At 62.3% G+C, this 13,417-nt stretch carries 12 protein-coding genes and 1 pseudogene; 11 read left to right on the top strand and 2 right to left on the bottom strand.

Annotated elements, in window-relative coordinates; genetic code table 11:
* Positions 1 to 35 precede the first annotated feature (35 nt).
* Positions 36 to 1,331, bottom strand: coding sequence for a DUF1343 domain-containing protein (locus QEH68_RS21280; RefSeq protein WP_280625003.1), 1,296 nt, complete (start codon positions 1,329 to 1,331; stop codon positions 36 to 38).
* Positions 1,332 to 1,505: 174 nt separating this feature from the next.
* On the opposite strand from QEH68_RS21280, the gene QEH68_RS21275 reads away from it, so the two are divergent.
* From QEH68_RS21275 to QEH68_RS21265, 3 genes and pseudogenes are all read left to right on the top strand, one after another.
* Positions 1,506 to 2,396, top strand: coding sequence for a MurR/RpiR family transcriptional regulator (locus tag QEH68_RS21275; RefSeq protein WP_280625002.1), 891 nt, complete (start codon positions 1,506 to 1,508; stop codon positions 2,394 to 2,396).
* Positions 2,397 to 2,433: 37 nt separating this feature from the next.
* The gene (locus tag QEH68_RS21270) at positions 2,434 to 2,976 is read left to right on the top strand and encodes a GNAT family N-acetyltransferase (RefSeq protein WP_280625001.1); all 543 of its coding nucleotides are present in this window, start codon (positions 2,434 to 2,436) and stop codon (positions 2,974 to 2,976) included.
* 71 nt (positions 2,977 to 3,047) lie between these two features.
* Positions 3,048 to 3,755: pseudogene (locus QEH68_RS21265) on the top strand (polyphosphate kinase 2); the annotation flags it as partial.
* Between the two features lie 78 nt (positions 3,756 to 3,833).
* Here QEH68_RS21265 and QEH68_RS21260 read toward each other — a convergent pair.
* On the bottom strand, positions 3,834 to 4,925 hold the full coding sequence (locus QEH68_RS21260; protein WP_280625000.1) for a LacI family DNA-binding transcriptional regulator: 1,092 nt from the start codon (positions 4,923 to 4,925) through the stop codon (positions 3,834 to 3,836).
* 119 nt (positions 4,926 to 5,044) lie between these two features.
* On the opposite strand from QEH68_RS21260, the gene QEH68_RS21255 reads away from it, so the two are divergent.
* From QEH68_RS21255 to QEH68_RS21220, 8 genes are all read left to right on the top strand, one after another.
* Positions 5,045 to 6,133, top strand: coding sequence for a mandelate racemase/muconate lactonizing enzyme family protein (locus QEH68_RS21255; RefSeq protein ID WP_280624999.1), 1,089 nt, complete (start codon positions 5,045 to 5,047; stop codon positions 6,131 to 6,133).
* Positions 6,130 to 7,479: an MFS transporter gene (locus QEH68_RS21250; protein ID WP_280624998.1), complete on the top strand. Its 1,350-nt coding sequence runs from the start codon at positions 6,130 to 6,132 to the stop codon at positions 7,477 to 7,479. Before QEH68_RS21255 ends, QEH68_RS21250 begins: the two co-directional genes overlap by 4 nt.
* Entirely contained in the window at positions 7,479 to 8,468 is a 990-nt protein-coding gene (locus tag QEH68_RS21245) for a C-terminal binding protein (protein ID WP_280624997.1), read from the top strand. The genes QEH68_RS21250 and QEH68_RS21245 overlap by 1 nt, the downstream gene beginning before the upstream one ends.
* Positions 8,465 to 9,544, top strand: a complete 1,080-nt coding sequence (locus QEH68_RS21240) for an alcohol dehydrogenase catalytic domain-containing protein (protein ID WP_280624996.1) — start codon at positions 8,465 to 8,467, stop codon at positions 9,542 to 9,544. The genes QEH68_RS21245 and QEH68_RS21240 overlap by 4 nt, the downstream gene beginning before the upstream one ends.
* Entirely contained in the window at positions 9,541 to 10,317 is a 777-nt protein-coding gene (locus tag QEH68_RS21235) for an SDR family oxidoreductase (RefSeq protein ID WP_280624678.1), read from the top strand. The genes QEH68_RS21240 and QEH68_RS21235 overlap by 4 nt, the downstream gene beginning before the upstream one ends.
* A complete protein-coding gene (locus QEH68_RS21230) occupies positions 10,314 to 10,997 on the top strand; it encodes a bifunctional 4-hydroxy-2-oxoglutarate aldolase/2-dehydro-3-deoxy-phosphogluconate aldolase (protein ID WP_280624995.1) in 684 nt (227 codons plus the stop codon). The genes QEH68_RS21235 and QEH68_RS21230 overlap by 4 nt, the downstream gene beginning before the upstream one ends.
* Complete coding sequence (locus QEH68_RS21225; protein WP_280624994.1) at positions 10,994 to 11,974, top strand: sugar kinase; 981 nt, start codon at positions 10,994 to 10,996, stop codon at positions 11,972 to 11,974. Before QEH68_RS21230 ends, QEH68_RS21225 begins: the two co-directional genes overlap by 4 nt.
* 359 nt (positions 11,975 to 12,333) lie before the next feature.
* Positions 12,334 to 13,395 (top strand): ABC transporter substrate-binding protein, encoded by a 1,062-nt coding sequence (locus tag QEH68_RS21220; RefSeq protein WP_280624993.1) that lies wholly within the window; start codon positions 12,334 to 12,336, stop codon positions 13,393 to 13,395.
* The last annotated feature ends 22 nt before the right edge of the window (positions 13,396 to 13,417 follow it).

Raw genomic sequence — 13,417 nt, 5'->3', positions numbered from 1 at the left:
TTCCCATCCCAATCGTCACAGTATTTCCGGCTGGCCTAGCGTGGCCCGTTGTAGAGGAGGTATTGGCGGGTATCGCGGACGAACTGACCCAGTTCCGCCCGCCAGCTGTCCGTGATGGTGCGGGCGTCAGCACCGGCGTCGAGCTGTTCGGCAAAGCGGGCGGACCCGCTCAACAGCCCCATCCAGCGTCCGGCGTCGCCGCGCCACGCGAAGCCCGGGTACAACCGTTTGGCTTCCACCAGCATGTGGGTGCCGACTTCCAGGGCCTCAACGCGGGCAGGATCGATGATGTGCACCTGGACTCCGCCGCAGATGACCCCCTGGTTCTTGGAGAGCGTGGGCTGGAAGTAGGCCTCGCGGAAGGTGACGCCGGCGAGGCCCTTGCCGTTGAGCGCCTCGGCCCAGCGGTAATCCACGTAGGGGGCGCCGATCAGTTCGAACGGCCGGGTAGTTCCGCGGCCTTCGGACATATTGGTGGCCTCGAAAAGTGCCGTGCCCGGGTACAAGAGGGCGGTCTCCGGTGTGGGCATATTGGGGCTCGGCAGGATCCACGATGCCCGGTTATCCGGGCCGGTCATCTCGCGGCGCCACCCCTGTACTTCAACCACGTGGAGGTCTTGAAGGGGAGCGAGGCCCACGGCCGGCAAATGCACCGCGTTGAAGTACTTGGCGAGCTCACCCACGGTCATGCCGTGCTGGAGTGCGATGCCCAGTTTTCCCACTCCGGACTCGAATCCGCGCTGCAGGACCGGCCCCCTTGCCTGCCCGCCGATCGGGTTGGGACGGTCCAGGACGACAAACCTGGCACCCGTCCGGGAGGCGGCCTGCATGGCACCCCACATGGTCCAGATGTAGGTGTAGAACCGCGCCCCCACGTCTTGGATGTCGAAGCAGATGGTGTCGACGCCGGACTTTTCGTAAAAGCCCACGTAGTGGTCCACATCGGCGCCGTAGGAGTCGTAGACCGTGATGCCGGTGCGGGGATCCACGGAGGTCCCTTCACTGGCGCCGTCTTGGGCCGTGCCCCGGAAGCCGTGTTCGGGACCGAAGACTGCCCTCACGTCGACGCCCTTTTCCGCCATGTCGTCAACGATCGAGTGGAAGTTCGCCAGGACTCCGGTGGGGTTGGTGATGACTCCCACCCGGCGGTCGGCGAAAATGCCCCAGTTGTCGGCGGCGGCAACGTCGGCGCCGGTGGTAACTGTTCCAGGCTTTCCGGGGCGGGTGGCCAGACCGGTGGCTGCACTGGCGCTCGGGGCAAAGGGCGACACGACGGCGGCCGCTGCCGCCAGTCCCGACGCGTGGATGAGTTTTCGGCGGTTGAGTGTCATGGGGAGCCTTTCCGGATGAGCAGGGCATGACAACTTTTGTGATGTCGCTTACATCGACCGTATTCGCTGGGATGATCTGCGTCAATCGTTTACCTTCGGCGCTGCCCTTGGGTAAATTATTTACATGGGCCTGCCGCTACCGTGGATTGGCTGGGTCGGCTGGAAGGAAACACCATGGAAGAGGCACTGAGCGGGCAGTTGTCACGGACCGTCTTAGTGCGGATACGTTCAGCACTGCCGACGTTGCGCCCCTCAGAGCGCGCCATTGCCGAGCTCGTCCTGGCGGATCCTTCCCGTGCGGCCATGATGTCCATCGGGGATCTTGCCGAGCAGGGCGGGACGTCCACCACGTCGGTTGTCCGTTTCTACAAGAAGGTGGGCTACACCGGGTACTCGGATCTGCGTCTGGACCTGGCCCGGGAGACCGCGCGCGAGAGCCTTGCCAACAATGTGCCGGCGGGAGTCTATGAGGACATCAACACGTCCGATTCGCTGCGCGACATCGTCTCCAAAATTGCCTTCAACGAGACCATGTCCATAGCGGACACGGCCCAAGTGCTCGACGTCGACAAACTCGCCCAGGCGGTGGAGGTCATCTCCACCTCGCGGAAGACCGATATCTTCGGCGTTGGGGCGGGTGGCTTGGTGGGCGAGGACCTGCAGCAGAAGCTGCACAGGATTGGCCTGACGTCCTTCAGCTGGGCGGACCCCCATGCGGCGCTGGCATCTGCGGCCCTCCTGGACGGCGACGGCGTTGCTGTCGCCGTCTCCCACTCGGGCACCACCGTGGATACGGTCGACTTCCTGTTGGCGGCGAAGGCGGCAGGAGCAACCACCATCGCGGTCACCAACCATGCCGATTCGGCACTGGGGCGGACCGCCGACATTGTGCTGAATACCGCCGCGCGGGAGACGCCCTTCAGGTCCGGGGCCATGGGTAGCCGCATCGCCCAGATGATGGTGGTTGACTGCCTCTTTGTTGGAGTGGCCCAGCATTCCTACGATGCGTCCGTCTCTGCGCTGAAGAAAACGCACGCAGCGGTCCAAAGCCGTAAATTGGCTTGACAAGAAGTTCGGATCAGCGGGGCCTAGAGTCGTCACCATGTTTAGTCTTACCGCTCCTGACGTGTCCTTCTACGAGTCATTCATCGAGTCGCACCGCGAATGGGACGGCGCCCACCAGGACGGCGCCGGGCTGTTCGCCGGCGATGACGTCAGCACAGCCGAAGGCTTTGCCGCGTGGGTCCGAAAGTTGGCGGACGCTGAGCATGCCCAGGAAGTGAACGGCATAGTCCCCTGCACCTTTCGCTGGATAACAGAGGATTCGCGATACGTGGGCTCGATTGCCTTCCGCCACTACCTCACACCTTCCCTCCTGAACTCCGGCGGCCATATTGGATACGGCGTCCGCCCTTCGGATCGCGGTCGTGGTGTGGCAACCTGGGCCCTGCGGGAGATGTGCTCCAGCCTGGCTGCAGGGGGAGGGCCTGAACGGGTACTCCTGACCTGTGATGACAACAATGCGGCTTCTGCGAGGACCATTGAGCGAAGCGGCGGCGTGCTGGAAGATGTGCGCCTGGACGGCGAGGGCAAGGCCTTCCGCCGCTACTGGATCGACCTCACGGGCTTTGAATTAAGCTCATGACAATCGTTCATGTTCCCGTCACCAACGGTTGTTAGGCTGCCGGGCACTACGTGGCTGACCAGGAGGACCGCATGACGGAGGCAAACTCGCTGGCAACATCACTGGACAATTGGTGGGTCAGGCACAACCTGCGTGAGACCAACGATCACCTGGTGGAGTTGGGCTACACCATCAGCGGCGGGCAAGGGGAGGATCCGGACCTGATCGATCCCGGTGGATCCGCCGTTGAAACGTGGAACGAGGACTATCCGTACCTGCAGCGCATGACCCGCGACGAGTATGAGATCGAGAAGTACCGCCTGCAGATCGAACTGCTGGGTTCCAGTACTGGGGCCAGCACCGCGGGCTTAAGCACGTTATCGTCTTCGATGGCAGGGATGCTGCCGACAAGGGCGGCACCATAAAGCGCTTAACAGAGCGTCTGATCCAAGGTCCGCCAGGACGGTTGCGCTGTCCAAACCCTCAGACCGGGAACAGGCCAGTGGTATTTCCAGCGCTACATCCAGCACCTTCCCACCGCCGGCGAGATCGTCATGTTCGACCGCTCTTGGTACAACCGCGCCAACGTGGGACGCGTCATGGGCTTCTGCACGGACGACGAATACGACACCTTCGTGGGTCAGGCGCCGGTCTTCGAAAAGATGCTGGAGGATGCAGGAATCCATGTGACCAAGTTCTGGTTTTCCCTCACCCGGCAGGAGCAGCGAACCCGCTTCGCGATCCGCCAGATTGATCCGGTCCGTAGGTGGAAACTCTCGCCCATGGACCTGGCATCCTTAGGCCAACTACTTACAGCGCAGGCCGGTCACGCTGCCATAATGGCCGGTCAAGTCCAACAAGACCGGCCAGGTAGCTTTTTAGGGATGGGAGGGCAGGGGAGGGGCTGTTGACCTCCGGGAAACCACTTGAGGGTCAGAAGGGATGGTTAGGTCGGTCGGGGTGTCACCATTGAGGACGTTACACAGAACATCGACGGCCGTTCTTCCTAGTTCCACTAGAGGCATTGCAATGGTCGTCAGCGGTGGCTGGAGATAGTCGGCCAACGGAAGGTCGTCATAGGAGATCACGGAGATCTGTTCCGGCACAGAGATGCCTGATTCGTGTAGGGCATGCAAGGCACCTATGGCTTGATTGAGGGTGCTCGTGTAGACAGCAGTGACTCGTGGATGATTGCGGATCAGGCGCAGTGTGGCGTCATAGCCACCTTTTTCACTAAATTCACCTGGCTCGACCTGCGGTTCCGGCAGTCCTGCTTCCCGGGCCGCTCGCAAGAGCCCGATCCGGCGTCCCTGACCTGGGCTAAGGGCCTCCGGTCCGGACACATGGCCGATGTGTCGGTGGCCCAGCTCTTGAAGGTGTGCCACCGCGCAGGTGCTGGCAGCTTCGAGGTTCATAGTGATATTCCGTCCCGAGTCGGCCACGGAGCGGTTGACGAAAAGGTATGGGATGTCTGTTTGCGGCAGCAGGTTCAGCAAGGGGTGGCTCGGTCGCGCCGAGGCGATTAGGAGCCCGTCGACGCGTCCTGAGGCGACGAGGTCCGCAAACTGTTCGTCAACACCCTCTTCCGCCGTATCCTCTGCCAGAAGTAATGCGTAACCGCGGTTTCTGGCCTGGGAATATGCCCCGCGAGTGATCCTTGAATAGACGGGGTTTGTCAGGTCCGGAATCAGCAGCGCAAGGGCCCTGGTCCTTGAGCCGGCCAGGGCTCGAGCCCCGACATGCGGTTGGTACCCAAGCTTTTTGGCCGATTCCAAGACCCGCAGCCGTGTTTCCTCGCGGACGGATAGTGTCGCATCATCGTTCAGCACCCTAGAGGCGACAGATTTAGTTACCCCTGACATTTGGGCAACGTCGATCAGGCGTGATCTTCCGTTGGTCGGCAGTTCCGTGTTCCGGTTTTGCACCCCGCTCCCTTCAACATGTTGAACCACTCTTGTGACGTCGCTCATGCGCACCCTTGACACTTCAGTTTCCCTCATACTAGCTTGTATCCATCAAGAAAACCGGTTTTCTAAGGCCTGTTGGCGTCCCGGTTTGTAAGAATCGTCTCCGAGTTCAAGGAAGAGCCATGGCAAAAATCGAAAAGATACAAACCGATCTATTTAGAATCCCTTTGGCGCACGCGCTGACCGACAGTACCCACGGAGTGATGCTGGACTTTGAGCTGATCACTGTCCGTGTCACAGACAGTGACGGGGCTGTGGGACTCGGCTACACCTACACGGTCAACGATGGTGGCGCGGCGGTGGCCGTCATGGTGGAGCGCTACCTAACGCCTAAACTGCTCGGCCAGGACGCCGACCATACAGAGAAGATCTGGCAGGATCTGTGGTGGACACTGCATTATGCAGGACGGGGCGGTCACGCCACCTCGGCTATCTCGGCGATCGACATCGCCCTATGGGACCTAAAGGGGCGGCGCCTGGGTCAACCTCTGTGGCGGATCTTTGGTGGATACGACCCGAAGGTTCCAGTTTATGCCGGAGGGATCGATCTGGAGCTCGATCTCGGCGATCTTCTCCGGCAGGCCGATCGTTTCCAATCCGAGGGTTTCCGGGCGATCAAAATGAAAGTCGGCCGGGCCAACCTGAGCGAGGATCTGGAGCGAGTCGCCGCTATGCGTTCCCATCTTGGGGAAAACTTCCCGCTCATGGTGGATGCGAACATGAAGTGGAGCGCCGATCAGGCAATCCGAGCCGCACACGCCATGACCGAGTTCAACTTGGTCTGGATCGAAGAGCCCACCATCCCGGACGACGTGGCAGGAAACGCAAGAATTCTGCGCGAAGGCGGCCAGCCCATTGCTGGCGGCGAGAACCTTCACACCCTCTACGAATTCCAGCAGCACATCACTGCAGGCGCACTATCCTTCCCTGAACCGGACGTGAGTAACTGCGGTGGATATACGACCTTCCGGAAAATAGCTTCGCTCGCGGAGGCTCACAACCTGCCTGTCACTTCCCATGGAGTGCACGATCTGACGGTTCAGGCTCTAGCAGCGGCACCTAACCGCAGCTACATGGAAGCCCACGGTTTTGGTTTGGACGCCTACTTGGCCAACCCCATGCGCATTGAGGATGGATTCGCAGTCGCCCCCGAACGCCCTGGTCACGGCGTGGACTTGGACTTCGCAGCACTGGAAGCGGTTCGGGCGTGAGCGAGGCAATCCAAGGCAGCCGGTCTGACCCCAAACCACTGCGCGGAATTCGGTGGCGGGTCCTCGGCGCTAATGCCGGGGTCCTGATGCTGAACTATGGAGATCGCGCAGCATTGGGCGTTGCAGCGCCTCTGATCATCAATGAGTTTGGCCTCAGTACCGGTGCCATGGGCATTATCCTTGGCGCGTTTGCTTTTACCTATGCTCCTGCCTGCTTCGCCGGCGGTGCTTTGGCTGATAAGTACGGTCCACGCAAAACCATGGCGGTAGCTGCGGCATGGTGGTCCCTCTGCACCGCCCTCACTGCGCTGTGCTTCAACTTCACTACATTCTTTATCCAACGACTGCTGTTTGGTGCCGGCGAAGGCCCACAAGGTGCCGTGACGGCACGAACTATGGCCAACTGGTTCCCCAAGCGCGAATATGCGACAGCGATGGGTCTCACTTTTGCCGCAAATCCGCTCGGGGCGGCACTGGGTATACCTGTTGTTACGGGCCTGCTGGTGCTCTCGAACAACAACTGGCGCGTCCCCTTCATCGTGCTGGGCGCCATCGGTCTGGTCATCGCGGCCTGGTGGTACTGGGTGATCCGCGACAAGCCTGCGCAACACCCTCGAATCACGGACGAGGAACTGGCGCTGATCACCGCCGTAGACGCCGAAACGAAGGAACTGACCACCGAGAACGTTCCCCCGCTGCGCTTCTACCTGCGCCAGCCCGCAGTCATCGCCAACGCCATCGCCTTCTTCGGCTTCAGCTGGCTGCTGTTCATGTTCTTATCCTGGTATCCACTGTTCCTGGTCCAGACCCAGAACATCAGCCTCTCCAGCCTGGCCTGGGCGGGCGCGCTGCCCTGGGTGGCGGGCTCCATAGGGACCGCCCTTGGCGGCATCCTCTCGGATCGTCTCGCTCGTCGATCGAACGCGCCGTTCCGGGTTCGGAAGTGGATGACCGGCTTCTTCCTGGCTCTCAGCGGGGCGCTCTGTATTCCTTTGGCAGCTGTGAACTCCCTTGGACTCGCCGTCGGACTATTCTCCCTGGTGCTCCTGCTGCTCTATTTGGCCAACGTGCAGTTCTTCGCGATCGTCCGCGACTTCGTTCACCCCGCGCGGTTGGGCGGTGTCACCGGATTTGTTCACTTCTGCGCCAACCTCGCCGGAATTATCGCCCCAATCGTCACCGGCTTCCTCATCCAGGATCTGGGCTCGTGGACTGCAGCATTCGCACTGGCCGCTGGCTTGGCCATCGCTGGAGCCATCGCCCTGATCCTGGTCAAGCCCCCCGTGGCCGGCGCAAAAGACGAAGCCACAACCCAAACTGACGCTTTCGAATACGAGGTCCAATAATGCAAGCCCCAGTCAAGATAGTCATCACGGACTGCGATCACGATTCCATCGATATCGAGCGGGCGTTCGCTGAGGCTGCCGGCGTCGAGCTGGTGTTGGCTCAGTGCCGCACTGAAGAGGAAGTCGTCACTGCAGCGGCCGGGGCGGACGCGATCGTTGTCCAGTACGCGCCCATCACCGCCAAGGTTTTGGATGCTTTGCCGGGGTTGAAAGCGATTGGCCGTTACGGCGTCGGGGTTGACACGCTCGACGTCGAAGCGGCCACTGCGCGCGGCGTCGCCATCTGCAACGTCCCCGACTATGGCACCGAGGACGTCAGCGACCACGCGATTGCCTTGGCCGTCAGCCTGGCCCGCGGCATCACGCAGCTGGACCGCGGTGTACGCCGTGGCGATTATTCGCTGGGGCCGGTGCAACCGTTGCACCGGATCAGCGGGCGGGTGTTCGGGGTGGTGGGCCTGGGCTTGATCGGTGCGGCCACGGGCCGGAAAGCAAAGGGGCTGGGCTACGAGGTCATCGGTTCGGATCCGCTACTGACCCCCGGGTCTGTCACGGAGGACGGGATCACCGTAGTTGGCTTCGAGGACCTCATCGCCCGTGCTGACGTGATATCCCTGCATGTGCCGCTCAACCAGTATACGCATCACCTGATCAACAGCGAGGTACTGGGCAAGGTGAAGCCGGGGGCTGTGCTGGTCAATACCTGCCGCGGAGGTGTGGTGGACACGGATGCTGTGGCGGCGTCCCTGAAGGACGGGCGCCTTCACGCTGCGGGTTTGGATGTCTTCGAAGTGGAGCCCTTGCCCATGACCAGCCCGCTGCTGGGAGTGGAGAACGCGGTCCTGACCCCGCACGCGGCCTGGTATTCCGAGGAGTCCTACGCGGAGCTCAAACGCCGCACGGTGGAGAACGTGGTGGAGGTCTGCGCCGGGCGAACACCCCGCAACATCCTCAACAGTGAAGTGCTGAACGGGAGCGTGCCGGCATGAGCGTCGAAACCATGGCAGGAACAACCACCTCGCAGACCATGCGCGCCGCGGTCTGGACGGGTCCGGACACCATTGAGTACCGGACCGTGCCGCTTCCCGAGGTACCGGAGGGCTGGGCCTTGGTCCGGTCTGAGCTCACCGGGATTTGCGGCACGGACTTCTCCATCCTGCACGGAAGCCACCCCCGGGCTGAAGCGCCCGTGGTGATGGGCCATGAAATCACCGGCATCGTGGAAATCGCTGCCGCTGGAGGCCCTGCGGCGGGCACCCGCGTGACGGTGGAGCCCTTGATCCATTGCGGGAAGTGCCATCCCTGCAGGGAGGGGGACACTCATGTTTGTCGCAGCCTGAAGCTGTACGGGATCGACGTCGCCGGGTCCTTGGCCGAGTACGTGGCTTTGCCGGCAGAGACCCTCATTCCCGTCAGCTCGGCTGTTCCGCTGCATGAAGCCGCGCTGGCCGAGCCGCTGGCCGTGGCAGTACATGCCGTCTCCCGTTCCGGCCTCAAGGGCGGAGAGCGGGTGGTGGTGTTCGGCGCGGGTCCCATAGGCATCCTCACTGCCCTTGTTGCCCGGGCTGAAGGGGCCGGCAGCGTGCTGATTTCGGAGCCTTCCGAAGAGCGCCGTTTGGTGGCTGAGGAGCTTGGCTTCGACACTGTTGCTTCGGGTGCCGACCCGGTACACACGATCCTGGGGGCAACGGGCGGGGACGGCGCGGACATCGTGTTCGATTCGGCCGCCCACCCCTCCGTGGCGGCACTGCTGCCGAAGGCAGTTCGCGTCTTGGGCACCATCGTGCTGGTGGGTGTCTACAAGAAGCCCGTCGAGGTTGATTTGCAGGCCCTGACTTTTGCGGAAAACACGGTGGTGGGCGTCCGCGTCTACACGCGGGCCGACGTCGAACGGGCCGTCAAGCTCATCGAGGGCGGCGAGCTTGGGCTGGGACGGATCCCTGTGGAGGTCTTCCCGCTCGAAGAAACCCGGGCCGCATTCACCAAGGCCATGACCGCTGGAGCGGTCCTCAAAGTATTCGTTGGGCCGGCTACGGCAGCCGTCCCCGGCAAGGGAGAAGCATGACAGACACAGCAGCGGCGCCGCGCGCGCCTTTTGACCTGACAGGGTCGACGGCGGCCATCACCGGAGCTTCCCGCGGCATCGGCCTGGGGATCGCCCTGGGCCTGATCCGGGCGGGCGCGAACCTTGTTGCGCTGCAACGTGGTCCACTCGCTCCGGAACTGGCCCAGGCTGCGGCGGAGGCAGGCGTTACTGCCGAAGCAACGGCCATCGACCTCTCCAGCCAGGACTCGGTGGCGCACGCGATCGAAACGACGCTGGCGAAGCACCGGATCGACATCCTGGTCAACAACGCCGGCACGCAGATCCGCCATGACTCCGTGGAGTTCCCGTTGGAGGACTTCGATGCGGTCATGAACATCAACACCCGGGCAGTGTTCCAGCTCTGCCAGGGCTTCGGTAAGGCCATGGTGGAGCGCGGAAACGGCAAAATCATCAATTTGGCATCCCTGCTGACGTTCCAGGGCGGATTGCGGGTTCCGGCCTACGCGGCGTCCAAGGGTGCAGTGGCCCAGCTGACCAAGGCGCTGTGCAATGAGTGGGCCCCACAAGGCGTCAACGTCAACGCCGTGGCCCCGGGGTACATAGCCACGGACATGAACCAGGCCTTGCTCGCCGACTCCGTCCGGCATGAGCAGATCTCCAGCCGTATCCCCGCCGCCCGATGGGGATCAGGCCACGATCTCGCCGGCGCGGTGGTGTTCCTGGCTTCCCCTGCCGCAGATTACGTGCACGGCGTTGTTCTTCCGGTCGACGGTGGGTGGCTGGCCCGATGAGCACCATCCAACCAGCGGGCAAACTGCACCGGCCGGCTTCTTCCGCGATCCTGAAAGCCAATCCCGTGGTGGCCGTCATGCGGGCACACCACGCCCGCGAGTACGCCCCCGTGATCGAAGCCCTGGTGCGCGGAGGCGTCCGTTCCATCGAGTTGACCCTCAGCACCCAAGGAGTCTTCGAGGAACTGCCCCGGCTCAAGGAACGCTTCGGCCCGGACGCCGAGATCGGCGTCGGAACCATCACCACCGTGGACCAAGCCCTGCAGGCCCTCGACTGCGGAGCGGACTACCTGGTCACCCCGGCGATGGTTACCGCAGTGGTGAGTGCCGCCGTCGAGCGTGACATCCCGGTGTTTCCGGGCGGGCTGACGCCCACCGAACTGCTGGCCGGCTGGAACGCCGGCGCCACAGCGGTGAAGCTCTTCCCCGCCTCGGCCGTGGGCATTGGGTACGTCGACCAACTCCGCGGGCCGTTCCCGGAGATGCGGATTGTGCCCTCCGGAGGCATCGGGATCGACGACGCACCGGCGTGGATTGCGGCCGGCGCCCTGGCCGTCAGCCTCGGCGGGCCTCTGCTGCGCGATGCTTTCTCAGGCGGAAGCCTGACCGAACTGACCGCAAGAGCAGAAAAACTCAGCCGGCTCATCAGCGACGCCGCGGAAACGAAAGCAAGCAAATGACCCACACCGACCTGCCCTGCAACGACCTGCCCTTCAGCGATGTCGTCTCGATGGGCGAAACCATGGCCTTGATGAAAGCCGCGACGCCCGGCCCCCTGGCCCACGCAGGCTCCTTGGAATTGGGCATGGGCGGGGCCGAAACCAACGTCGCCATCGCCCTGAAGCGCCTGGGCACCAGCGTGACCTGGCTTGGGAGGGTCGGGCAGGACAGCCTCGGCGACCTCGTACTACGCGAGGTCGCCGCTGAGGGCATCACCACCCTGGGCATCCGCGACGCCGGCGCACCCACCGGGCTGATGATCAAGGAACGCCGCACCCCGGAACACCTTAAAGTCTGGTACTACCGCTCAGCCAGCGCCGGTTCACGCCTGGCTCCCGAAGACGTACCGGTCGATGCCATCCGGAACGCGAAACTGCTGCACCTGACCGGCATCACCCCCGCACTCTCCGAAACAGCGCGTGAAGCCGCGTTGTATGCAGTGTCCGTGGCACGCGAAGCCGGAGTGAGCGTCTCGTTCGACCTGAACTACCGCGCAGCCCTCTGGACAGAAGAGGAAGCCGGGCCGGTCTTCCGCAAATTCATCGAACTGGCCGACATCGTTTTCGCCGGCGACGACGAAGCCGTAATCGCAGTGGGCCGCGGCGTGGATTCCCTCGAACTCGCGCACAGGATCGCTGCCCTGGGCCCGGGGCAAGTCATCATCAAGAACGGCCCCCAGGGTTGCGCAGCTGTCATCGACGGCACCGAGTACCACCAAGAAGCAATACGAATCAACGCCGTGGACACCGTCGGGGCAGGAGACGCGTTCGTGGCCGGCTACATCTCCGACCTCCTCGCCGGAGCCTCTATAAAGGACCGGTTAGTCACCGCCGTCCGAACAGGTGCCTTCGCCTGCCTTGTCCCCGGCGACTGGGAAGGCATGCCACGACGCAACGAACTGGAACTGCTCGACGCCTCGGACCCCGTCGCACGATAGCAAGCCTCCAGGCACCATACATCAGCGCGGCACCACGGCAGCACTGTCGCGACCGCACGCTGCTCAGGATTGCGTTCATGCTGCTGGGATCCGCTCAGGCCGTCAGCAACACGACATCTATCGATCTTCTTGGGCTTAGCTCTTGACAACAGACCCGGCACTTGCGAATGTAGTCTCTACCACATAAGAAAACCGGTTTTCTTCCCAACGATCCGGCGCCACTTGTTCACACATTGCAAGTTGCCCAACCACTTCTAAAGTAGGCGCCGGTCACGACAATCAATGACCGAAGGTGCGAAGAGATTGTTTGCGTTGTTACAACCGGTAGCACATCAAAACGCCATGTAAGGATTCTCCGAATGAAATCACGTATATTCCTGCCCGCAGCTATCGCGATCGGGTCTGTTGCACTTCTGGGTGTCACCAGCTGCGCGGCTCCACTCACTGCGGGTTCCTCAAGTTCTTCGGGCGAAGGCGCTTCGCAGGTCGTTGAGCGTGAGTCCGCCGAGAAGTGCACCAACGCTTCACCTTCAAAGAAGGCGGCTAAGGACATGACGATCGGCTTTGCGCAGTCCGAGAACGAACAGAACCCGTTCCGCGCTGTGGAAACGGCATCCGTAAAAGCTGCAGTTGAGAAGAGCGGAGCCAAGTACGTTTACACCAATGCAGGTGGCGATCAGGCTAAGCAGCTCACTGATGTGCAGTCCATGATCAATCAGGGCGTCGACGCACTGATCGTGGCTCCCATCGGTGCTACCGGGCTGCAGGGTGCGTTTGCGGATGCCCGGGCAAAAGGAATTCCCGTTGTGACCATCGACCGCAAGACGTCAGGAACGCCGTGCACCGACTACTTGTCTTTCATGGGTTCTGATTTCTACGAGCAAGGCGTTCGGGCAGCGAAGGCTGTCGTGGAGGGCTTGGGTGGGTCGGGGTCCATAGCGGAAGTGCAGGGCGCCCCGGGCAGCGACGTTGCTGCCATGCGGACCAAGGGATTCCAGGATGAGATTGCAAAAAACCCGGGACTGAAAATCGTCGCTCAACAAACTGGTAACTGGGAAACCAGCAAGGCTCAGGAAGTTGTTGGTCAAATGATTTCTGCCAATCCTGATGTCAAGGCCATCTACACCCACGCAGATGTCATGGCCGAAGGTGCGATCACCGCGCTACGAAACTTCGGGAAAATTCCCGGCCAGGACGTCAAGATTGTCTCCATCGATGGGCTGAAGTCAGTTGTCGGGGGCGTCGCCACCGGCGAGGTACACGCAGTCGTAGAGACCAACCCCCGGTTCGGTCCCGCCGCGGTTAAAGCGATTCTCGACTGGACCGCGGGAACGGACGTGTCCCAGGAAGTCATCATGAAGGACGCGCTCTATACCAAAGACAATGCCCAAGCAGCAGTCGATTCCGGTGCCGCGTACTAGCGCACACAACCCCTCACCCACA

The sequence above is a fragment of the Paenarthrobacter sp. OM7 genome, from assembly GCF_029873575.1.
Lineage (GTDB): Bacteria > Actinomycetota > Actinomycetes > Actinomycetales > Micrococcaceae > Arthrobacter.
This window is presented reverse-complemented; position numbering and strand designations above follow the sequence as displayed.

What these genes read in the sequence shown, in the direction of transcription:
- QEH68_RS21280 (WP_280625003.1), bottom strand. Translation starts at nt 1,331, where the DNA reads ATGACACTCAACCGCCGAAAACTCATCCACGCGTCGGGACTGGCGGCA.
- QEH68_RS21275 (WP_280625002.1), top strand. Translation starts at nt 1,506, where the DNA reads ATGGAAGAGGCACTGAGCGGGCAGTTGTCACGGACCGTCTTAGTGCGG.
- QEH68_RS21270 (WP_280625001.1), top strand. Translation starts at nt 2,434, where the DNA reads ATGTTTAGTCTTACCGCTCCTGACGTGTCCTTCTACGAGTCATTCATC.
- QEH68_RS21260 (WP_280625000.1), bottom strand. Translation starts at nt 4,925, where the DNA reads ATGAGCGACGTCACAAGAGTGGTTCAACATGTTGAAGGGAGCGGGGTG.
- QEH68_RS21255 (WP_280624999.1), top strand. Translation starts at nt 5,045, where the DNA reads ATGGCAAAAATCGAAAAGATACAAACCGATCTATTTAGAATCCCTTTG.
- QEH68_RS21245 (WP_280624997.1), top strand. Translation starts at nt 7,479, where the DNA reads ATGCAAGCCCCAGTCAAGATAGTCATCACGGACTGCGATCACGATTCC.
- QEH68_RS21240 (WP_280624996.1), top strand. Translation starts at nt 8,465, where the DNA reads ATGAGCGTCGAAACCATGGCAGGAACAACCACCTCGCAGACCATGCGC.
- QEH68_RS21235 (WP_280624678.1), top strand. Translation starts at nt 9,541, where the DNA reads ATGACAGACACAGCAGCGGCGCCGCGCGCGCCTTTTGACCTGACAGGG.
- QEH68_RS21230 (WP_280624995.1), top strand. Translation starts at nt 10,314, where the DNA reads ATGAGCACCATCCAACCAGCGGGCAAACTGCACCGGCCGGCTTCTTCC.
- QEH68_RS21225 (WP_280624994.1), top strand. Translation starts at nt 10,994, where the DNA reads ATGACCCACACCGACCTGCCCTGCAACGACCTGCCCTTCAGCGATGTC.
- QEH68_RS21220 (WP_280624993.1), top strand. Translation starts at nt 12,334, where the DNA reads ATGAAATCACGTATATTCCTGCCCGCAGCTATCGCGATCGGGTCTGTT.